At 57.6% G+C, this 21109-nt stretch carries 17 protein-coding genes; 8 read left to right on the top strand and 9 right to left on the bottom strand.

Going from position 1 to position 21109, the window contains the following annotated elements; translation table 11 throughout:
* Positions 1-10 precede the first annotated feature (10 nt).
* From SIB92_RS06215 to SIB92_RS06205, 3 genes are all read right to left on the bottom strand, one after another.
* The gene (locus tag SIB92_RS06215) at positions 11-883 is read right to left on the bottom strand and encodes a DMT family transporter (RefSeq protein ID WP_412554985.1); all 873 of its coding nucleotides are present in this window, start codon (positions 881-883) and stop codon (positions 11-13) included.
* The gene (locus tag SIB92_RS06210; RefSeq protein WP_412554984.1) at positions 880-1158 is read right to left on the bottom strand and encodes a putative quinol monooxygenase; all 279 of its coding nucleotides are present in this window, start codon (positions 1156-1158) and stop codon (positions 880-882) included. The genes SIB92_RS06215 and SIB92_RS06210 overlap by 4 nt, the downstream gene beginning before the upstream one ends.
* Before the next feature lie 80 nt (positions 1159-1238).
* Positions 1239-1586: a hypothetical protein gene (locus tag SIB92_RS06205; RefSeq protein WP_412554983.1), complete on the bottom strand. Its 348-nt coding sequence runs from the start codon at positions 1584-1586 to the stop codon at positions 1239-1241.
* Between the two features lie 266 nt (positions 1587-1852).
* On the opposite strand from SIB92_RS06205, the gene SIB92_RS06200 reads away from it, so the two are divergent.
* Positions 1853-2623, top strand: coding sequence for a class I SAM-dependent methyltransferase (locus SIB92_RS06200; RefSeq protein WP_412554982.1), 771 nt, complete (start codon positions 1853-1855; stop codon positions 2621-2623).
* A gap of 38 nt (positions 2624-2661) precedes the next feature.
* Here the strand turns inward: SIB92_RS06200 and guaA are convergent, their stop codons facing one another.
* Positions 2662-4221 carry a glutamine-hydrolyzing GMP synthase gene (gene guaA, locus SIB92_RS06195; protein ID WP_412554981.1) on the bottom strand — a complete coding sequence of 520 codons (1560 nt, stop codon included), beginning with the start codon at positions 4219-4221 and terminating at the stop codon, positions 2662-2664.
* Positions 4222-4447: 226 nt separating this feature from the next.
* Between guaA and SIB92_RS06190 the strand changes: the two genes are divergently transcribed.
* A complete protein-coding gene (locus SIB92_RS06190) occupies positions 4448-5998 on the top strand; it encodes a trimethylamine methyltransferase family protein (RefSeq protein WP_412554980.1) in 1551 nt (516 codons plus the stop codon).
* Here SIB92_RS06190 and SIB92_RS06185 read toward each other — a convergent pair whose 3' ends face one another.
* A complete protein-coding gene (locus SIB92_RS06185) occupies positions 5999-6094 on the bottom strand; it encodes a DUF6477 family protein (protein WP_412554979.1) in 96 nt (31 codons plus the stop codon). It abuts the gene before it with no gap.
* Between the two features lie 508 nt (positions 6095-6602).
* On the opposite strand from SIB92_RS06185, the gene SIB92_RS06180 reads away from it, so the two are divergent.
* On the top strand, positions 6603-7625 hold the full coding sequence (locus tag SIB92_RS06180) for a DUF6456 domain-containing protein (protein WP_412554978.1): 1023 nt from the start codon (positions 6603-6605) through the stop codon (positions 7623-7625).
* A gap of 52 nt (positions 7626-7677) precedes the next feature.
* Here the strand turns inward: SIB92_RS06180 and SIB92_RS06175 are convergent, their stop codons facing one another.
* A complete protein-coding gene (locus SIB92_RS06175) occupies positions 7678-8226 on the bottom strand; it encodes a peroxiredoxin (RefSeq protein WP_412554977.1) in 549 nt (182 codons plus the stop codon).
* Between the two features lie 219 nt (positions 8227-8445).
* Here SIB92_RS06175 and lipA point away from each other — a divergent pair, with 219 nt between their 5' ends.
* A complete protein-coding gene (lipA, locus tag SIB92_RS06170) occupies positions 8446-9396 on the top strand; it encodes a lipoyl synthase (protein WP_412554976.1) in 951 nt (316 codons plus the stop codon).
* A 94-nt stretch (positions 9397-9490) separates the two neighbouring features.
* On the opposite strand, the gene SIB92_RS06165 is transcribed toward lipA, so the two are convergent.
* Together SIB92_RS06165 and SIB92_RS06160 are read right to left on the bottom strand one after the other, a co-directional pair.
* Positions 9491-11029, bottom strand: coding sequence for a trimethylamine methyltransferase family protein (locus tag SIB92_RS06165; protein WP_412554975.1), 1539 nt, complete (start codon positions 11027-11029; stop codon positions 9491-9493).
* Between the two features lie 230 nt (positions 11030-11259).
* Complete coding sequence (locus SIB92_RS06160; RefSeq protein WP_412554974.1) at positions 11260-12447, bottom strand: pyridoxal phosphate-dependent aminotransferase; 1188 nt, start codon at positions 12445-12447, stop codon at positions 11260-11262.
* Positions 12448-12799: 352 nt separating this feature from the next.
* Here SIB92_RS06160 and SIB92_RS06155 point away from each other — a divergent pair, with 352 nt between their 5' ends.
* The 3 genes from SIB92_RS06155 to SIB92_RS06145 all read left to right on the top strand — a co-directional run bounded on the left by SIB92_RS06155 (position 12800) and on the right by SIB92_RS06145 (position 15272).
* Complete coding sequence (locus SIB92_RS06155; protein WP_412554973.1) at positions 12800-12988, top strand: hypothetical protein; 189 nt, start codon at positions 12800-12802, stop codon at positions 12986-12988.
* A gap of 553 nt (positions 12989-13541) precedes the next feature.
* Positions 13542-14321 carry an autoinducer binding domain-containing protein gene (locus SIB92_RS06150; RefSeq protein WP_412554972.1) on the top strand — a complete coding sequence of 260 codons (780 nt, stop codon included), beginning with the start codon at positions 13542-13544 and terminating at the stop codon, positions 14319-14321.
* Positions 14322-14621: 300 nt separating this feature from the next.
* Entirely contained in the window at positions 14622-15272 is a 651-nt protein-coding gene (locus SIB92_RS06145) for a response regulator transcription factor (RefSeq protein ID WP_412554971.1), read from the top strand.
* Here the strand turns inward: SIB92_RS06145 and SIB92_RS06140 are convergent.
* A complete protein-coding gene (locus SIB92_RS06140; RefSeq protein WP_412554970.1) occupies positions 15242-16921 on the bottom strand; it encodes a sensor histidine kinase in 1680 nt (559 codons plus the stop codon). The genes SIB92_RS06145 and SIB92_RS06140 overlap by 31 nt on opposite strands.
* Before the next feature lie 317 nt (positions 16922-17238).
* Here SIB92_RS06140 and SIB92_RS06135 point away from each other — a divergent pair, with 317 nt between their 5' ends.
* On the top strand, positions 17239-20949 hold the full coding sequence (locus tag SIB92_RS06135; RefSeq protein ID WP_412554969.1) for a VCBS domain-containing protein: 3711 nt from the start codon (positions 17239-17241) through the stop codon (positions 20947-20949).
* The last annotated feature ends 160 nt before the right edge of the window (positions 20950-21109 follow it).

Raw genomic sequence — 21109 nt, 5'->3', positions numbered from 1 at the left:
TGACTTTGCGTCACTTTGGCGCAGGCTTTAGGCGCAATTGGGACAATATGTTCAGGTAATTGCCCGCAAAAATCACTGCTGCTCCGACCAGCACCCAAACATCGATTTGTTCTGCGTATAGTGTCATTCCTACAACAGCAATAAGCGGCAACCGAATGAAGTCGATGGGCATAACAACCGAGGCGGGTGCGAGTCGCAGGGCCGTGGTCAGGCAGTAGTGTGCCACGAGCCCGGCACAGGCGATCAGCACGATCCACGGCAAGCTGTTGGCCGAGGGCAAGGCGATGTCGCCGTCAAAGCCTGCAAAGACCACCCCGAAGGCGGCCTGCATGACGGTCAGGTAGAACAGAATGCAGGTGATGCTTTCTGTGCGGGTCAGTTTGCGGGTGAACAGCGCAGAGAGGGCGAAGCCGATGGCGGCGCAGGCCGCGGCGATCTGGCCAACGTCGAGCGTCTGAGGGTTGGGACGGGCGACGATCAGGATGCCAAAAAAGCCAATCAGGGCGGCAAGTAACCCAATTGGGCGCAGTTTTTCTCCCAGGATCAGCGGGGAGAGCAAGATGGCCCAGATGGGGGAAGTGAACTCCAGCGCAAAGACCTGAGCCAAGGGAATTACCGTGAGTGCATAGAACCAGAGGTTCTGACCGGCGAAATGGCTCAGGTTGCGGATGAAATGCAGGCCCATATTGCGACGTGTGACCTGGTTTAAGGTGCCTGCCAGTCCGGCGACCACGACAACAAGCACAACACCAACAAAGCTGCGATACATCATGATCTCGAAGGTATCGAGTTCAAAGCTCACCGCACGGCCTGCAATCGCCATAGAGGTGAAAGACAGAATTGCGCCACTCATCCAGAAGGCGGCTTTAAGGGTGTCGTTCATTCCGTCAGGTCTTCGATTTGATAGCTGCGGGGGATGCCGTCCGTGATTTTTGCCCATTCGGAGGCTTTTGTGCGGGTTTGATGGGCGTCAAAGGTCGCGCGATCTACAAAGAGTTCGGAAACCTGGAAGCGTCCGGCATGTGCCGTATCAGGTGTGACCTCAAACGAGAGGCAGCCCGCTTCGGCGCGGGTTAGCGCGATGTGTTTGGGCAGCGCCTCTGAGACGGCTGTGAGGCGGTCGGCAGGTACGTCGATAAATCCGGTCAGTTTGATCATGCGCGGACCGTGGCAGGTCTTGCTCAGAGGAACAAGTGCGCTTGTGTACTAATTTCGCGACGTTCAGAGCTGGCGGCAGATCACTCCGCGATGGTGCAGCAGCCAGAGCGTTGACCAAGGCCAAGCGTGTTGAGCGACACAGAGAGTGGAAAGGTGCCGTAGTCGGTTTGGCAGGTGCCTTCGGAGACCAGCAACATATGCGCACTTGGCGGTTCTTGTAGTAGCCAGACGCGGGGCCAGCCCTCGTGATCTTGTGGCAGGGCTTTTGCGGGTAGGGTGCGGGATTTCTCGCCGGTGCGCATGTGCACGGCTTTGTCGGTGACCGTGAAGACCAATGGGGAGTTGCGCATTTCACAGGCCAGCGGTGGCGCGGCAAAAGCTTGGGGCGTTGCAAAAGACAGAAGTGTGAACGTGAAGAATATGCGCATGTCCCGGTCCCTTTGGTTGGGAAAGTGTCGCGTGGATGCACTCAAATGGGAAATCGAAACCTGGCGAAAGGTTAATCGAAAATTCTAATTAACTTTTGCTCGAATGTGGGCAGAAGAATGTTTCAAGTGGTCCATTTAGAGGCTGATTTTCACACGGTGGCTGAACTTCATGTGAGCCAACAGGCACCTTTGCGTGAGGCAATCGTCACATGCATTGACGAAGTCCTTAGGCGTGCCCTCATGACAGTGCAGGAGGACCACGAACTATGACACAGACTGCCCCATACCAAGATTATGTTGATCGGTTGATCGAGCTGCGGGAAGCGCAAAGCGAGGAGGCGTCGGCCGCAGATCAGCTGTTGTGTTTACGTGATGCTGCCTTGGCTTATCCGGATGGGACATTCCTGGAGTTGGGCACGTGGAAAGGGCAGGCAACAAAGGCGATGCTCAACGGGTTGCATGGTGGCGATGGGGTGCTGGTGTCTGTTGATATCGAGGACTGTTCCGCGGCTGGCGGTGGGCCAAACTGGCGGTTTGTGCAATCAGACAGCAAGGATGCGAATGCGGTGGTGTCGGCAGCGCCGCGGCTTAATGACGGGATTGATTTGGTTTATGTGGACAGCATGCACACGGTGGCGCAGGTCTATGCCGAGATCATGGCCTGGTTTCCCAAGGTGCGACGCGGCGGGCGGATTGTGTTCGATGACGTGGACCCGGTGCCCTACATGTATGGCAACCGCAAAGACAGCGCGCGCAAAGAGATGATCAATCGCGCCTTGCAGCAACTCATTCGCGAGCTGTTTTATGCCAATTTGGATTGCCTGCGCATGGAAATGAAGTTTGGGTCCACTGGGCTGGCGATCTGGACCAAGACGTCGGATTTTGGCACGCAACTGCGTCCCTATGCGCCGATGGCACCGGCCAGACAGGACACCCAATTGGCGGATCTGCATGACCAGTTGCGAGGGCACAGTGCTTATAAGAACAGTGAGACAGCGCAAAGCGTGATGATACCGTTAGGCGTGGCGGCTGAGTAAAGAAATGCCGCGCACAAGGCGCGGCATTCTTTGAAAGCTTATTCCCACTCGATGGTGCCTGGAGGCTTCGAGGTGATGTCGTAGGTACAACGGTTGATGCCTTTGACCTCGTTGATGATCCGCGTGGCGGTCTCACCAAGGAACTCGTGGCTGAACGGGTAGTAATCCGCGGTCATGCCGTCCACCGAGGTCACTGCACGCAGGGCACAGGCGTAGTCGTAGGTGCGACCGTCGCCCATCACGCCCACGGTGCGCACAGGCAGGATCGCAACAAAGGCTTGCCAGATGTCATCATAGAGGCCGTGCTTTCGGATCTGGTCGATATAGATCGCGTCGGCTTCGCGCAGGATCTCCAGCTTCTCGCGGGTGATCTCGCCCGGGCAGCGAATGGCCAGGCCTGGTCCCGGGAAGGGGTGGCGGCCGATGAAGTGCGCAGGCAGGCCCAGTTCGTGACCCAAGGCGCGGACTTCGTCTTTGAACAGTTCACGAAGGGGCTCGACCAGCTTGAGGCCCATTTTTTCTGGCAGGCCACCGACGTTGTGGTGGCTTTTGATGGTCACGGAAGGACCGCCGGAGAAGGACACAGACTCGATCACATCCGGGTAGAGCGTGCCTTGTGCCAGGAATTCGGCGCCTTCGATCTGGTCGGCGTATTTCTGGAACACGTCGATAAAGAGCTTGCCGATGATCTTGCGCTTGGTTTCCGGGTCGGATTGACCTTCCAGTTCGCCAAGGAACAGTTCGGTTTCATCCGCGTGGATCACCTGCAAGTTCATGTGGTCGCGGAACATGCCGACCACTTCGTCGGCCTCATTCTTGCGCAGTAGGCCGTGGTCGACAAAGACACAGGTGAGCTGATCACCAATGGCTTCGTGTAACAGGGCTGCGGCCACAGAGCTGTCCACGCCGCCGGAGAGCGCGCAGATGACTTTCTTGTCGCCCACTTGTGCTTTGATCTTCTCGACCATCTCAGCGCGGTAGGCGCCCATGGTCCAGTCGCCTTTGAAACCGGCCAGTTTTACGAAGTTCTCATAGAGCTTTGCGCCGTTTGGCGTGTGGTGCACTTCGGGGTGGAACTGCACCGCGTAGAAGTGGCGCGAAGTGTCCGCAGTGATGGCGTATGGCGCGTTTGGTGAGGTGCCGTAAACCTCAAAACCCGGTGCAATTTCAGAGACATGGTCGCCATGGCTCATCCAAACTTGCTCGTCGCCATCGGCAAACCAACCGTCCAGAATGTCCAAGCCGTCTTTGGGGGTCACATACGCGCGGCCAAATTCCGCGGTGCCGTGGCCGCTTTCGACCTTGCCGCCCAATTGGGTCATCATGGTCTGCTGACCGTAGCAAATGCCAAGGATTGGCACGCCGTAGTCAAAAATCTCTTGCGGCGCGCGTGGGGATCCCTCGCGGGTCACGCTATCTGGGCCGCCGGAGAAGATCACAGCTTTCGGCGCATAGCTGCGCACGAAGTCCATGTCGACGTTCTGATACGGGTGGATTTCACAGTAGACGTTCAGCTCGCGCAGGCGACGGGCGATCAGCTGGGTGACCTGGCTGCCGAAGTCAATGATAAGAAGGCGGTCGTGGGATGTCTGGGTCATGGCGGACGCATAGAGAAGAGTGGCGTTTTTCGCAAGATCGTTCGCACCTTCAAATCAGGGTTTTTGCCACAAGAGGCAAACAACCGCAGGAGGGCGGAGAGGAAGGGCCTAAAACGACTGGTCAATGTCGCATTTTTGTTTCAAAGGACGCTAACCAACCGGAGAGGACTTGGTGTGAGGGGTAATTCTTTCACAAGGAAACCAACTCAGCCTGTGAGGATAAGTCATGGCAGAAGCAGCGACACGGCGTCGGGGACGCGGCGGTGGAGGGGCGGCACGGCGCGCGGCTCGCACCGGTGTAAAAATCGAGGCCGCAAAGTTCATTGAACGCAACATGCCGCTGTTGGAGGTGCTGAACGAAGAGGCGCTCCAGATCATCGAAACCAATGCCGACATTCTTCTGGAAGAAGTGGGCGTCAACTTTGTGAACAACAAAGCGGCACTGGACCGGTGGAAAGAGGCCGGCGCCGATGTCGATTATCAGGCCGAGCGTGTGCGCATCCCCAAAGGCATGGCGCGGGAGCTGTGCAAGACCGCGCCGTCGCGGATCACTCAGCACGCCCGCAATCCTGAGCGCAATGTAGAGATTGGTGGCAACACGTTGGTCTGTGCGCCGGTCTATGGCCCGCCGTTTGTGCGTGATGCCGAAGGTGGCCGCCGCTATGCCACGATGGCGGATTTCGAGAAGTTCGTGAAGCTGGGCTATATGTCCAAGTGGCTGCACCATTCCGGCGGCACCGTGTGTGAGCCGACCGATGTGCCGGTCAACAAACGGCACCTCGACATGTTGCTGGCCCACATGACCCTGAGCGACAAGCCGTTTATGGGCTCTGTCACTGAACCAAGCCGGGCACAGGACAGCGTGGAGATGTGCGAAATCCTGTTTGGCAAGGAGTTTGTGCAGAACAACACGGTGATGACCTCGCTGATCAACATCAACTCGCCGATGACGTTTGACGACATCATGATGGGCGCGTTGGAGGTCTATGCGAAGAACAATCAGGCCTGCATCGTGTCGCCGTTTATCGTTGGTGGCGCGATGGCGCCGGTGAGCGTGGTTGGCACGTTGACGCAGGTTTTGGCGGAAGTATTGGCTGGTATCGCCTACAGCCAGTTGATCCGCCCGGGCGCGCCAGTGATCTTTGGGGCTTTTGTGACTTCGATTGACATGAACTCTGGTGCGCCGACCTTTGGCACGCCTGAAGCGAGTCAGATCCTTTCTGGTGCAGGTCAGTTGGCCCGTCGCATGGGATTGCCGTTCCGCTCCGGTGGTGGACTGTGTGGCTCCAAGATGCCAGATGCGCAGGCGGCTTATGAAACGGCCAACACGTTGAACGCGGCGCTGACCGGTGGCGTGAACTTCATGCTGCACAGCTGTGGCTGGCTCGAAGGCGGATTGGTGTCCAGCTTTGAGAAGTTTGTGATGGATGCGGATCAGCTTGGCGCGCTGCACAAGATGGCGGCAGGCGTGGCCTATGATGAAAACGCGCAGGCCATGGATGCGGTGCGAGAAGTTGGTCCGGGCGGGCACTACCTTGGCTGTGCACATACGCAGGCAAACTTCAAAGACGCCTTCTGGCGGTCCGAGTTGCTCGACTATAAGCCATTTGAGACCTGGTCTGACGAAGGTGGACGGGATACGCAAGCGCTGGCCTCGGCACGGGTGACCGAGCTGCTGGATGCGTACCAACAGCCGGCGCTTGATCCGGAAATCGAAAAGGCGCTGCGGGCCTATGTGGCTGAGAAAAAGGCCTCTATACCGGACAGTTTTGTCTGATCACAGATGATGCGATTGCGTGGCCCGCAACAGGTGGGCCTCGCTTTGCATGGCGATCAAAAGGTCGACATGTTTCCCTATCGAGTAAGCCGCCACGCCTGTGGGCCGCTACTGCTTGAGGGTGCTTTCCAAAGAAAAAAGGTACAACATCTCTTCTCTCTATGAGGGTGGAGGTGTGCGTGAGGTCCGTCTCTTAAGGCATTGATATCTAATTTATTATGCGAGCCGTACTTTGGTCGCACGGATGAGAATTCGCGGGCGGTTGAGACGGTCCAGTTTGGCAAGGCACGCCTGCATGGAATCACCCCTTCTTCTCTGAGGGCAAGCAGTGGAGCATAATTTTTCGCCTGTTGCGTGAATTCGTTTTCAGCGTTCGCTGCAAGAGAGTGCTGTTCACGATTTCAAAACAATCCTTAAGGGCAGCGACACCAGATGCGCTCGCCTACACAGCCCCAAATCGCTGTGCAAAACTTTTTGGATAACCCTGTGGATATGTCCGTCAGTGGTTGTGACCCAAGGACTTTGTAAGGAGTAACGAGAGATGCAACCGGAACATGTAGTCCCAAAATTGCCTAGCTGGCTGCCACAGAGCGTGGCGCGTTACGTGGCACACACGGAACAAGGCCTGTCGATCCGGGAGTTGGCGCGACGAGACGGGTGCCACGCTTCAACTGTTAGCCGTCAAATTCATAAACTCGAAGCGATGCGCGATGATCCCCTGGTGGATGCCGCGTTGAAGACTTTCCGGCGGAAATCGCAAGCAAAGGGGACGGGCGCGCCTTTGCTGGAATGTGCAGAGGGTCTGCCAGATGAAAGCGTGGTGCAGGAAGAAGGGCTGCGCGTGTTGCGGCGCCTCGTTGAAACCGGCGCGGTTTTGGCGGTGGCGAGTGACATGGATACGGCGGTTGTGATGCGCGACGAGACCACGCGCACCGCAAGATTGACGCGGCCGGTGGCGCAGGCGATGGCCCTCAAGGGCTGGATCACTTGTGTGCAGGCGGGACGGGTGAGCCGCTATGTGATTTCGGCGCAAGGGCGGGGGCATCTGAGCAAGATGGTGGCGGCGGCGGAAAACCAGGCTCAGGAACGCGCGCAGGGATTTGCAGAACTGCAGACAGTGTTTGGCCGGTCATCGTCGGAAACGACCAAGGGTCAACTGACGGCGCATGGTTTGTCACCGCAAGGGCGGTTTATGGCCTCTGAAAGTCCGTTGTCCATTTTGGCGCGCCGGAAGGATCGCGATGGTCACCGGTTTCTGTCTGAAGACCTCGTTCACGCGGGAGAGCGACTGCGCGAGGATTACGAGTTGGCGCAGATGGGGGCGGACCAAGGCGCGTGGCGGCGCTATCTGAAGGCGCCGAATGAAGAGGTTTACGTTGGCGTGGCAGAGGAAAAGTGCGGGGCGGAGCCTGCGCGGGCACGGGTCGTGGCGGCGTTGGAAGCGTTGGGGGAAGGGCTGACCGATGTGGCGCTGCGCTGTTGCTGTCAGCTTGAGGGGCTTGAGGCGGCGGAGAAGCATCTCGGCTGGTCGGCGCGATCCGGAAAAGTGGTGCTGCGGATTGCTTTGATGCATCTGCGGGATCACTACCAAGGCGAGGCTGGTGGCGCCAGGGACTACATCGGGTAAACGAAAAAGGCCCGCCGGATAGCGGGCCTTTCGGAATGTCTGCGGGCCTGAATTAGGCTGCGGATTCGGCTTTGGCGGTTTCCAGATACTTCAGCAGGTTCTCTGGGGAGCTTTCGCCATATGGGTCTTCGCCGTGGTTGTCTTCCAGACCTGGCTCTTCAAACCATGCTTCAACAACACCGTCGTTGATGATGGCGGCATAACGCCAAGAGCGCAGGCCGAAGCCGAGGTTGTCTTTGCGCACCAGCATGCCCACTTTGCGGGTGAATTCGCCGGAACCGTCAGGGATGACGTTTACGTTTTTCACGTCCTGCGCTTCGGCCCATTTGTTCATCACAAAGCTGTCGTTTACGGACATGCAGTAGATGCCGTCGATGCCGTTTTCCTGGAACTTGGCGAAGTTCTCTTCGAAACCTGGCAGCTGGTAGGTGGAGCAGGTTGGGGTGAAGGCGCCTGGCAGCGAGAACAGGATCACACGCTTGCCTTTGAAGTAATCGTCGCTGGTCATGTCCTGCCAGCGGAATGGGTTCGGGCCGCCCACCGCTTCGTCACGCACACGGGTTTTGAAGACAACATTGGGGACTTTGACGCCAACTTGCATTGAAGATTTCCTCGGTCAGATTTTGTTCTGGCGTGATCTATAACGATTCTAAAAAACAGTGCAATGCTGCAAAAGCGAAACATCTTTTGAGGGTGCAGGAAACCGCTGATCTGTCAGGGATTTGACCACAAATGCATAGCTGCCTTGCAATTCTGGTAGTGGCGGGCGGGATCACTTATGTTAAAGAGCGCAAACCCAAGTTGGCCGGAGGACCATCAGTTGCGTGATTTGAAGTTGCCAGAGCAGCGCCACCCTGAGAAGGCGCACCGCAAGGACAATGCTCAGCCCAAGAAACCCAAATGGATTCGCGTGAAGGCCCCAACCGGGGATGGCTATAACGCCACGCGCAAAATCATGCGTGAAAACAACCTTACAACGGTCTGTGAAGAGGCGGCCTGTCCTAACGCGGGCGAATGCTGGAGCCAGGGCCACGCCACCATGATGATCATGGGCGAGATCTGTACCCGTGGCTGCACCTTCTGCAACATCGCGACGGGTAAGCCGGACACGCTGGATGTGTTTGAACCTGGCCGGGTGGCTGAGGCGGTGAAAAAGCTGGACCTGAACCACGTGGTGATCACCTCGGTGGATCGGGATGATCTGGAAGATGGAGGTGCAGAGCATTTTGCGCAGACCATCCGGGCGGTGCGGCATCGCTCGCCGAAGACCACAATCGAGATTCTGACCCCGGACTTCCTGAAGTGTAAGCCTGAGGTGCTGGAAGTGGTGGTTGAGGCGCGTCCGGATGTGTTCAACCACAACCTCGAAACCGTGCCGGGGCTCTACCCGCAGGTGCGCCCCGGTGCGCGCTACTTCCACTCTCTGCGTTTGTTGCAGCGGGTGAAAGAGCTTGATCCGTCGATCTTCACCAAATCCGGCATCATGGTCGGCCTGGGCGAAGACAAGCAGGCGGTGCATCAGGTCATGGAAGACATGCGCGCGGCGGACATCGATTTTCTGACAATCGGTCAGTACCTGCAGCCAACGCCAAAGCACCACGGTGTGGACCGATTTGTGACGCCGGAAGAGTTCAAGAGCTATGAAACCGCTGCTTATGGCAAAGGCTTCCTGATGGTTTCGGCAACGCCGCTGACGCGTTCGTCTTACCATGCCGGGGACGATTTCGCGAAGCTGCGCGATGCGCGTGAGGCGCAACTGGCAAAAGGCTAGGCGCAGGCGGGTCGCATGGGGGCGCTGCCCCCAAACCCCCGAGATATTTAGAGAATGAGAAAGCAGGCGCCGCGGGTTGAGCGGCGCCTTTTTGTTATTGCGGTAAGTGTATGTTGAAGCGGGCGCGCAGCGCTTTATCCAGATCGGGAGCGAAGCGAGCCGCCGAGGTCTGAGACAGAATTTCTGCTTTTCGGGTTTTGGCTTTCTCCACCAGATCGGGTTTGTCGATTTCCGCCCATTCCTTAGGAGAAGTTCGGTCACCAAATGTCGGATAGACATGATCTTTTTGCATGCGGCTCAGTGTGGCGTCGGTGCCAAGGTAGTGGCCCGGCCCACCCAGGCAGACGTCGCGGATTTGGTCGAGTGCCAGTGTTTCGTCATCCACCTCGATGCCGCGCACACAGCGCAGGGCTTGGCCAATCAGGTCGTCACCGAGGATCAGGCTTTCGTGGCAGAAACCCAGAAGGGAGGCGTGCATTCCAGCGGCTTCATAAACCATGTTTAGGCCGGACAGACCGGCCATGACATTGGAGCACATCTGCTCCCATCCGGCCTGCATGTCCGGCAGTTTGGAGTCGCTTGCCCCTGCAGCCGCGCCGCCGGGCAGGCCGTAGAACTTGTGCATCTGCGCGCAGCCGGCCGACAGCAGTGCCTGTTCGCCTGAGCCGACGCTCATAGCGCCGGTGCGCAGGTCGAGACCAAAGGGCCAGGTGCCAAAGATGGCGGGGTGGCCTGGGGCAATGGCGTTTACATACACAATGCCTGCGAGACATTCGGCTGTGGCCTGCACAATGGCGCCGGCAATGGTGGAGGGGGCGGTTGCGCCAGCCATGCCAGCGGAGAGCAAGAGCACAGGCATGCCGCCCCGGATGCACTGCTCCATGGCTTCGCAGCTTTCGGTGGCAAATTTCATCGGTGGGACGACAAAGCAGTTGGTGTTGCTCACAAAAGGGCGTGCGCGCCAAGCGTCTTCGCCACCCGCAATCATATAAAGCATTTCCAAGCCGTCTTGCACGTAGGCTGGGTCGGAGAAGGAAATGCCGATGTGTTTGGTGGTGCCTGTGCAGCAGGCGTAGATGGAATTGAGATCCATTTCCCGGTTGTCGGTGATGTCGCGCGCCACCATCGGCCGTTGCAGGAAGTGGATGTTGTCGAGTTGATCCGCAATGCGGGCGGCGTCGTGCAAATCTTGTAGCGTGCTGTCGCGGTATTCCTGTGTGTCGACGTCCACCATGTGCACGGCAGCACCAGCGGTGCCGAAATGGACGCGGTTGCCGGACAGATTGAGATCATGCTTGGCGTCGCGACCGGGTAGGGTGACGTCTTTGTTGGCCTTGGCCAGCATGTCCTCAACGAGAGCACGGGGGAAGCGCAGGCGGCCGTCGTCGCCCAAGATCGCGCCTGCAGCGGTCATGATGTCGATGCCGGATTGCGGCGCGTCCGCGAGGCCAATTTGTTCCAAAGCATCCAGCGCGGTCTCGTGGATGCGCATCATGTCGCGGTCGGTGAGCGGCTTATACTGGCCGCCTTCCAAACCGGCGCGGATGGGACGCACGTCTTGAGACAGCGGTGCGGCGCGGGCGGCACGACGGGCGGAACGGCCGCCGGAACGGCGGGAAACAGGGGCATTCATAGAAATAGGGTCCTTTGCGTGTTGATGAGAGATGAGGTCACATCAACAGGCAGGGCGTCCCCGTGCGGCGCGTCCGCGCTCTGCGCCGATGGTGAGCACCACCAGCTGGATTTTGCTGCGTATGGCTTGCATGTCGCACTCCTTGTTCTTGGAGTGTGCGACTCAGTTTTGGCGGCGTCATGTCCAATTGCGACAGATGTCGTTTTTGGAGCATGACGCCAGCCGCAGGGTCAGTTGGTCGATTGTTTGGCCAGCTTTTCTGCATGATCCACAAGGGCTTGCAGGGCTTCCTTGAAGCGGTCATCCGCCACGGTCATCGCCACGCGAATGTGACCATGGGCCGATTGTCCAAAGCTTTCACCGGGCATGGTGGCGATGTGGTGCGTGTCCAGTAGTGAGTTGGCAAAAGCCTCACCGGACAGTCCGGTCGCGCGGACGTCGAGCATGATATACATCGCGCCCTGCGCTGGAATGAGACCGACTGTGTTTTGATTGGCCAGGATGTCTTTGGCAATTTCGCGACGGCGCTGGAAGGGCGCGGCAATCTCACCTTCCAGACCTTCACCTTGCGCGAGCGCAAAAACAGCGGCGTCTTGAATGAACCCGGGCACACCGTAAGTGGTGTGGGTGGCGAGGTTGATCAGGTGGGTGATGACTTCTTTTGGCGCGGCAATCCAGCCAATGCGAGAACCGGTCATGGCGTGGGACTTGGACATGGAGCCCACCACAAGCGTGCGCTCGGCCATGTCAGGCAGGGCGCGCGGGCTGATGTGCTCACCTTCCCAGACCTGAGTGTCGTAAACTTCGTCGGAGATCAGCCAGAGGTCATGATCCTTGCAGACCTGCGCGATGCCGTTGAGCGTGTCGCGGCCATAGACGGTGCCGGTGGGATTATTTGGCGAGTTGATCAGGAGCGAGGCTGCGCCATTGGCGGCTTCTTCGGCAATTTCGTCAGCGCGCGGTTTGAACGCATTGGAAGCGTGGGTGCGGATCGGCACAGGTTCTGCGCCAACGCTGCGGATGGTGCCGGGGTAGGTGGCATAGTAGGGGTCGATGTAAAGCGCGCGGTCACCCGGTGAACAGGTGGCGACATGAGCGGCAAACAGCGCAGACTGACCACCCGGCGTGATCAGGATGTTTTCATATGTGGTGGGCACGCCGGTGCGTTCCGTGAGGCGGGCGGCGACGGCTTCGCGCATTTCTTGTGTGCCGGGCACCATGGCGTAGCCGGTGTGGCCGCCACGGGCGGATTGGTCCATGGCGCCGAGGATAACCGGATCGGTGCGGATGTCGTGTTCGCCGATGGTCAGCTCGGTCACGTCCACGCCCTCGGCGATCATGCGACGGGCTTTGTAGAAGACGTCCCAGCCGTCAGAGCCGCCGCCGGTGATGTTGGTGATGCGCTGCGAAAGTTTCATGTCCCGCACTCCGTTTAGGTCCTGTGGGCTTCAGGTGGCAGAGCGGGCGCAGACAAGTCAAATTCAATGTCGTGATGTGGGGTATTTCCGTCGCGGCTATGTCGGGAACGTAGGTCAGAGTGTCGGATTTGTTGGTTGGGATGACGCCTTGAGGTGTCGGAAATTGAACGGAGGGCGCGTCAATGCACCTGCCACAAAAGCCGGTGGCGCGTTTGAGGCACTGGCCGCGCTGCGTGCCAATCTGGAGATCTGCTTGACGGACAAACCAGCGCGCATGGAGAATTCCCCATATGTTTTTTGTCCAGCACCCCAGATATTCAGCCGCTGTTCCCAACAACTGGACAAACACATAATGAAAAAAACACTTTCTCTGGCAGCGCTCTCGCTGTCCTTGGCGGCGCCATCTTTTGCCGGTGAGGCCGATAATTCAAAAGCCCCCTCCGCATCGTCCGATGTGACCATTCAGGAGCGTGCAAGCTCGGTTGGTCGGGGCACCCGGAACACGGCAAGCACGACACGTTCCAAAACCACGTTGCTCTAGGACTTTCTCAGCCAACAGAAAGGGACCCGACACGCGCAACTCATTTACCTCGTGGGCGCGGGCCGGACCCTTGCACGGTGGCACAAGTCAATTCGTAATCAGTTTGCTGCTTGTGTGGGCCCGGAATTAGCCGGGCAAAGCAGCGTGTATCAGTATTTCAAAAAAGAGTTTTTCAGCGCCAGCCCCCCACCCCTTGAAATCGATGTCACATAAAACGTCCGCGTCACGCCGGAAGGAACAACCAGGTTATTTTGTCCGGGTTGTGCCTGATCCTTTTAGCACGTTCGCGGTCTGCCCGGTGGCAGCGGTGTCCGGAATCCCCGCCGGAATAATCGCTGCACCACCAATCGATTTCCTGGGTGGGGGTATTTCCGCAAGCTCCCCCGCTGAAACACAGTTCGGCATAGACGGCACGGATGTGTTAAACATTGCCGCCTCAACCGGCAAAGTTACTTTTGTTGGTAGACAAGTCCTTGTATTTTCAACCTAAAGACCTAGATCATGGCGTCACTAGTTTCTTTAAGATTGAAGTATGTCCATTCCTTTTGACCTTATGGCCCAAATTTCGGAAGCGCCGACCCTTGATGCAAAACACCAACTGTTTGCGCATATTGTGGAAGCTGAGTTTGGTTACGTCGGGGTAAATTACGGGCTGTTTCTGGACACACGTTCTGTACAATCCATTCGGGTAAACCACATTTCAAAACGTGGCGGTTTGCCGGAGGAATGGCGCGAAATCTATCATCGCAACAAATTTGCGCCGGATGATTACGGCATGTTGATGGGCGCGCTCAGCAACAAACCCATCCTGCAATCCCAGTTCTATAGCGCCCTTGATGACGAGGAGCTGCCCTGCAACTTTGCGCGGGTCGTCAAAGGTGTCCGGGAGTTTGTTGCCTCCGGTGTGGTTCTGCCGCTTGAGGCCAACGGCGTGCGCGGGATTTTGGGGTTGTTCCGGCTCACCGATGATGTGGTCAAACACGATGCGCAGTTTGAACGCGACCGGCAGGCGATTCAGGCCCTGGCCAATCACCTGCATCTTAGCAGCGATTGGTCGCAAGAAGTGGTGACCCAGAAAGGCTTAAGCGACATGAACCTGCTGGTTCTGCGGTTGAAAGCGCAAGGGCTGCGCGTCAAAGAAATCCTCTACGAGATCAATCGGGACAATCCCAAGACCGTGGACAATCACATGTTGCGCGTCCGCAAAGCCCTCGGCACCCGCAATGATATGGAAAGCATACACCGCGCGGCAAAGCTGGGATTGCTGCAGGAAAACAGCCTCCCTAAAAGGGACATGGAGACCAACTGGTCAAAGGTCTTGCGCGCAGGTTGACTGCAAAATGGGGTATTCGCCTGTAAAAGCAGACTTTTGCGCCCGCTTTCGGACTTTGCCCCCATTCGAGGGAAGAAGGAAAAGCCGGTTCCGTTTCCAAATCTGTGGTGGTGTTGCGTTGGTGCAATTTGAGCTCCAAGTCCTTTTGATGGGACTGCCTAGGGCGCACTCAGGGTAGGGGGACCGTCAAAAGTTGATCCGCTACGTCGATGCGCCTAAGACTATTACGTGACCTGACAGAATGTGTTGTGTTCGACGGAGTGTTTCACTGACCTGTTGGTTGAATGGGGGACTACATACTTGGGCAGCTCACCGATCCGTCTGGCCGTAATTGACGACCATGCTTTGTTTTTGCAGGGCCTCGCCTACGTTTTTGAGAACTGTGCGCTGGATCTTGAGGTGCAGAGTTTTACTACCGCGACCGATTTTCTGAAACAAATCGATGAGGAACGGGAGTGGGATGTGATCGTCACAGATCTGGCGATGAAACAGATCAATGGCATCGCGCTGATCGGCGCGTTGCGTGCCCGCAAAATCGGAACACAGGTCATTGTTTTGTCCGCCTCCGAGGATGCCATAACCCGCAGCAATGCAGACGCGGTTGGTGCCTTTTGTTTTGTGCACAAATCCAGCGAGGAAACCGTCCTGCTGGAGGCCATCGAAGCGGCTCACAAGGCCGGGCCGTTGCCGCCACGATCGGTTCAAAATGGCGCGCGCCGCATGATTTTCCAACCGGACGGTACTGACACAATCGTGCGGCCAAAACTGGGGCCGCAACAGCAACGCATCCTGTCAATGATGGCGGAAGGCGCCACAAACAAGGACATCGCCCGCGCGCTTTCTATCAGCGAAAACACTGTAAAGACCCACGCAAAAACGATTTTTCGGGAGCTCTCCGTGGGCAGCCGTGCCGCTGCGGTTCAAAGAGCCCGCGAACTGGCGCTGTTCTGAAGGTGACGCTCTAAGACGCGACGCAACTCGGTTTCCTGGTCCGGCAACGCGAGGGTGTCCATCTCTGAAAAAGGTTCTTGCGGATGTGACGGACGTAGCAAGTGCAGCACTGGTGCCTGCTCGCAAAGTGCGCGCAAATCACCTGCCTCAAAAGTCTGGCCCGCGGCAGGATCAAGCACTATCAGATCCGGGATTTGCCCCAGTACCGCAATCATCTGCGAAGCTTCGGCACAGGTGTTTGCATGGGCAAACATCCACACCCACGAAGAAATCAAATCAGCCCAACGGCCCATGTTCGGCAAGGTTTCCTGCCCAATGACCAACACCAATGCTTGCGCGTTTAAGGCTTGAGGCACTGTGTTTGGAAGGCGCAGCTCAACGCTTGTGCCAACCTCTTTGGCGGACGCAATGTCAACAGATCCGCCTATCTCCTGAGTGAGCTGATGCGCGATGCTGAGCCCCAAGCCGCTGCCGGTGGTAGAGGCCGGAAGCGACTCTCCTTTCTGCACCATCACTAGCTGTTCCGCGGTCATGCCCGGCCCCTTGTCTGTGATCTGCCAAACACTGTCCTTGCCTTCAGCAAAAACCGAGAGATCAACCTGCCCTCCAGCTGCGCCATATTTTACCGCATTGCTGAGGAAGTTGCGCAGAATGCGCTCGAGTTTTGCGCGATCACTTTCAACCTCGACGAGGTCTTCGTGGATGATAAAATCACAGCCCAGCGCCGCAAACTGCGGCTGGAACTCACCGTGCAATTGAGCAAAAAGCGCGGACACGTCAATCCTGTCCTTGGCCGCCTCCGCTACGGGAACTGTGACGTTTGCGAGTTCGTCAACCAGCGCTTCCTGGCTAACCAAGGCAAGCCGAATTTGGCGCACCAGCACCGCGTGCTCGGGCGAGGAGGCCTTGCGGTCCATTTCGGCCAGGAAATTTCGCAGGGCCAGCAAAGGCTGCGCCATGTCGTGGCGAATGGCCTGTAAGGACCGCTTGCTCGCGCGCTGGCGTTTGGCTGCTTCGGCAAACTCTTTGAGAGCCACCTCCGCCTTCCGGCTTGTCAGCTTTGCGGCCAAAGCGTCGCGTGACTTCTGGCTGGCGGTCTTATTGGTGGTGAAACAGAAGCTCAGATAAAACAGGAGAAAGCCGCCGTATATTCGCTGCACACCTTCCATGGCGATCAAAAGGTACAGGCAAAACGGCAGAATCGCACAGAGTGCGAGCGCCAGATATCCCGGTCGGTACACGGTGCCCGCCATCACCCCTCCGGCGGTGATCGATGTCAGAAACAGCCCCGCCAGAAACGTTTGAAGTTCGGAGTCAGGGCTTGCGAGTTGCATGGCGCCCATCGCCCACAGCAGACCGGTGCACGCCGATATTGCAATGTGCCCCATCAGGTAGCGGTCCACCTGTTGCGGGTCGGCCTCGGAAAGCTGCGAATACCGCGCGTACAGAACGGTGACCGCAACCATCGTCGAAGCCAGACCGGTCCAGAGCAATGCCTCCCGATAGAGATGCACCGAAGCCAGGCTGATCGCAATCAAACCGATCAGCATTAGCACCGACCGGGCAGACCCCATGGCACGCGCGCGTAACATCCGCGCCTCTTCCGCCCGAATTTCGAGCGCTGTTGGCGGCGCAAGGGCCTGGCTCATGGTGCCAGCGCCGCCATAGCGGTCTCCCCCTCACGTCGCGCGCCAATACAGAGAAAAGACCAGCTGTTCAGGGTCTGATTGTGTGATGTCATGCGTATTCCCCAAGTCCCCAACAGCATCTTGACCGCATTGCTGTTTCCAAAGAAACAACTTTCTGTTTCGTCGATGACAATCACCCGTTTGGGCGATTGTCGCTGCGGCACTCAAATTCCTAAAATTTAATCTGTTTTTGCGATTTCCGCCCTGGGTCCGGGCACACACATCTGTTAGAGGGTTGGGGCGCGCAAGCGGTCCCGTGACAAATTTGGAGGGGTATCATGGGATATCGTGGTCGTGGCTATCTGAGAAACAAAGACATGGAAGTGGATGCCTCCGGTGCATCCCACGGACAATTTATCTGGACCCGAAGAGGGGATGATGACGTCACGGGGTCTGACCATGGCGATTTTATCTTTACGGGCCGCGGGGACGATACCGTTGAAGGCGGCGGCGGCAACGACGTGATGTTTGGTGGCCGCGGCACCGATACCGCAATCTTCTCTGGCTCTATACTGGATTATAAAGTGCTCAGCTTTGGATGTGGGCGCTGGAACCTTGTCCAGGGGGCCGACGGCTATGATTTCTTGCACAGCTTTGAGGTCCTGCAGTTTGACGATTTCACGCTGGACCTGAGGTCCAACAACGATCCGCTTGTCATATTGCGAGATGACGGTCTGGAGACGTCGCAAGGCGAGCCCTTGAGCTTTCAAGTGGATTTTTATGATCTGGACGGCTCCACCGTGGAGCTGGTTTCGGCCAGCGTCACCGGCAGCGGCACCCTGACCACGCAGAACAGCGGTGTCAGCCAGGTTGGGCAGATCGGTGTCGGCGGCGGGACAACCGTCACCTTTGATCCCGGCAGCGCATATGACAACCTTGGCGCTGGCGAAAGCACCACCGAAACGGTCACGCTTGTCATCTCTGATGGGCAAGGCGGCACCACCACGGTGACTTATGACATCACTATCGAAGGGCAAAACGACGCCCCTTTAGCTTTGGCGGTTTCGGCGACCGCGACAGAAGACAGCCCGATTGTCGTGACCGCGGACTACAGCGATGTTGACACCAACGACACGCATAGTTTCTCCATCGATACGGCCGGCACTCTGGGCACTGTCACAAACAACGGGGATGGCACCTTCAGCTATGATCCGACCGCGGCATTTGACAGCCTTGCTGCCGGAGAAACCGCCACAGATACCTTCACGTACACAGTGGATGACGGCAATGGCGGCACGGCTACTGAGACGGTGACAATTACAATTCAAGGTCAAAATGACGCCCCAATGGCGCTCGCCGTGAGTGACTCCTCCGACGAAAACGGCCCCGCAATCACCGTGGCGGCTGATTATTCGGACGTGGATGCTTCCGACACACACACGTTTAGTGTTGATACCACCGGCACGTTGGGTGCTGTGACCAACAATGGCGATGGCACCTTTGACTATGATCCCAACGGGGCCTTTGAGAGCCTGGCCGTTGGGGAAACGGCCATAGACACCTTCACTTACACGGTGGACGACGGCAATGGCGGCACCGCCACTGAGACCGTGACCATCACAATTCAAGGCCAAAATGACGCCCCAGTGGCGCTTGCTGTGGGTGCCGTGGTTAGTGAAGACGGACCGGCAATCACCATTGCGGCCAATGTCTCTGATGCAGATATCTCCGACACCCATACCTTCACCGTTGACACAACTGGCACAGTTGGGGCGGTGACCAACAATGGCGACGGGACCTTTGACTATAACTCCAACGGCGCCTTTGAGGATCTCGCAGTTGGGGAAACCGCCACAGACACCTTCACCTACACGGTGGACGACGGCAACGGCGGCACTGCGACGGAGACTGTCACGATCACGGTAACGGGCGCAAACGACGCTCCTGTGGTTTCGGCGAGCTCTGATACGTCCGGAACGGTGCGCGCGGGTTTCAATTTCGGCGACGAGCTCTCTGCGGCGGAAATGTTGACGCTTTTTGATGGCACCGCCGGGACAGCCTCTCTGGTCACAGTGAATGGTGAGGAGGCTCTGCGCGTTGGGCCGCAAGGTGTGAACCGCGTGCCGCACACGGAAATTGACCTGTTTGCCGCCGGGGATCTGGCCTCTGACGACGTTGTCATCGTGAATATCACCAGCTTCAACACACGTACGGGCGGAGATCAGGATATTCTGATTGGGTTGACCGATGGGGAGCGCCATGTTTCGATCTTCACCATAGACGGCGGTGGCGTTGGTTTCTTCTCCGACAGCGTGTTTGCCAGCGGCGAATTTGGAGTAGGATTTCCGGAAACTCCGCCGCTCAACGACCGAACCTTCTTCAGTTTGGGCAGTGACCTTGACAATTTCTCCGTGCGCATCGTTATTGACCGCGCAAACGATCAGATCACCCTCCTGGCGGGCGGACCTGGAGCGACCAACGTGATCGGTACAACCTCCCTGTCCGGAGACGCCGGTGAATGGCTTGATCCCTCACTCGGTCTTAGCCTGGCGGTGTCCAATGATAACCCAGGGGAAACGTTCTACTACAACAGCCTTGAGTATGACGTGACCGTGGCCGCGCGCAGCGCCTCCGGACAGGTGGTGTTTGAGGATGTGGATGTCACTGACACGCATGTGGCCAGTGTATCTGGCGTGGCCGTGTCTGGCACGGTGGGGACATTGACGAACGGGGACGTACAGGGCCTTCTGGGCCTGACGGTCAACTCCACGAACACCGCATCAGGCGGGAGCGTGGATTGGAGCTTTGACGCTCCCAGCAGCGTGTTTGATTATCTGGCAAACGGAGAGACATTGGAGATTGCTTACACGGTGACCATTGATGACGGTCAGGGCGGCACCACCGATGAAGTTGTGACCATCACCGTGCAAGGGACGAACGACGCCCCCGTGGCCTTTGCCATATCGACGACGGCAAGTGAGGATGGTCCGGCGGTCACCATAGCGGCCAATGTCTCTGACGCAGATACCTCCGACACGCATACCTTTACCGTTGACACAACCGGCACAGTTGGGGCGGTGACCAACAATGGTGACGGGACCTTTGGCTATGACACTAACGGCGCCTTTGAGGATCTCGCAGTTGGGGAAACCGCCACGGACAGCTTCACCTACACGGTGGACGATGGCAATGGCGGCACTGCGACGGAGATTGTCACGGTGACCATCACCGGCCAGAATGATGCGCCGGTTGCGGAGGCGGTGACAGGCGAAGTTGCCGAAGACCCTGCGGCCTTCAGTTCGGCCAGCGTCGGAGCCTACACGATCCCCAACTACGGGCGTTTTTATGTCTATGACTTTGACACTGGCACCGCCATTTCGATCCCGCGGGACGGCGGTGCGAACAACACCTATGACCAGCTTGCAGCCCAGCACCTGAGCGACGGCAACGGCGTGGTCATGCAAGCCAACCCCAACAATGTGGGATGGGGGTTTGCAGCTGTTGTTTATGTGGACGGGGTTGGAGACTTCGTTGATGCCTCGACCTTTGATGTTGTTGGCGGCAACGGCGATGAAGACCGGTCAAATGGCGACTGGATCGCGTTTGGCGACAGCAACCAGAACATTTCCAGCATCGGATTTGACATCGTTAGCCTTGATCTGGGCAATGGCTACTCGGTAGATGCACAGGTTTCGATTGGGCCATTGAACTACGAGTATTTCACGACGGACGACCTGCGCGTTGATGGCGCCCAGTTCAGATCCACACTGAATGGTCCCAGCCCGTCTGTCACAGTCGCGGCGGACGTCACAGATCCCGACAGCGACACCTTTGTGTTTACCGTTGATGACAGCGGAACCCTTGGGTCCGTTGTCAACAATGGCGATGGTACGTTCACCTATTCGGCTGACGGCATGTTCGAACATCTGGATAACGGCGAAACGGCCACCGACAGCTTCTCCTATACGGTTGATGACGGTGCTGGCGGTTTGGATGCCGAATTGGTCACCATCACCATCACAGGCTCTGACGACTTCGTGTTTGTCTAGGAGGCAAAGACACGGTTTGAGGCAGGCGCTTGTTCAGGCGCCTGCCTTTTTTTGTCACTAAACCGGGGCTCTGGAGAGCGCGTTTGGTAAAACCAAGAGGATATAAGGCAGGTACCGCGCGTTTAACGCAAAATTCTATCAAAAACGGCTAGGGCAAATG

This window comes from Shimia sp. MIT1388 (assembly GCF_047124445.1).
GTDB lineage: Bacteria > Pseudomonadota > Alphaproteobacteria > Rhodobacterales > Rhodobacteraceae > Shimia.
This window is presented reverse-complemented; position numbering and strand designations above follow the sequence as displayed.

Coding starts and splice junctions, on each gene's coding strand:
- SIB92_RS06215 (WP_412554985.1), bottom strand. CDS start 883: ATGAACGACACCCTTAAAGCCGCCTTCTGGATGAGTGGCGCAATTCTG.
- SIB92_RS06155 (WP_412554973.1), top strand. CDS start 12,800: ATGAAAAAAACACTTTCTCTGGCAGCGCTCTCGCTGTCCTTGGCGGCG.
- SIB92_RS06175 (WP_412554977.1), bottom strand. CDS start 8,226: ATGCAAGTTGGCGTCAAAGTCCCCAATGTTGTCTTCAAAACCCGTGTG.
- guaA (WP_412554981.1), bottom strand. CDS start 4,221: ATGACCCAGACATCCCACGACCGCCTTCTTATCATTGACTTCGGCAGC.
- SIB92_RS06135 (WP_412554969.1), top strand. CDS start 17,239: ATGGGATATCGTGGTCGTGGCTATCTGAGAAACAAAGACATGGAAGTG.
- SIB92_RS06160 (WP_412554974.1), bottom strand. CDS start 12,447: ATGAAACTTTCGCAGCGCATCACCAACATCACCGGCGGCGGCTCTGAC.
- SIB92_RS06140 (WP_412554970.1), bottom strand. CDS start 16,921: ATGAGCCAGGCCCTTGCGCCGCCAACAGCGCTCGAAATTCGGGCGGAA.
- SIB92_RS06200 (WP_412554982.1), top strand. CDS start 1,853: ATGACACAGACTGCCCCATACCAAGATTATGTTGATCGGTTGATCGAG.
- SIB92_RS06205 (WP_412554983.1), bottom strand. CDS start 1,586: ATGCGCATATTCTTCACGTTCACACTTCTGTCTTTTGCAACGCCCCAA.
- SIB92_RS06165 (WP_412554975.1), bottom strand. CDS start 11,029: ATGAATGCCCCTGTTTCCCGCCGTTCCGGCGGCCGTTCCGCCCGTCGT.
- SIB92_RS06150 (WP_412554972.1), top strand. CDS start 13,542: ATGGCCCAAATTTCGGAAGCGCCGACCCTTGATGCAAAACACCAACTG.
- SIB92_RS06190 (WP_412554980.1), top strand. CDS start 4,448: ATGGCAGAAGCAGCGACACGGCGTCGGGGACGCGGCGGTGGAGGGGCG.
- SIB92_RS06210 (WP_412554984.1), bottom strand. CDS start 1,158: ATGATCAAACTGACCGGATTTATCGACGTACCTGCCGACCGCCTCACA.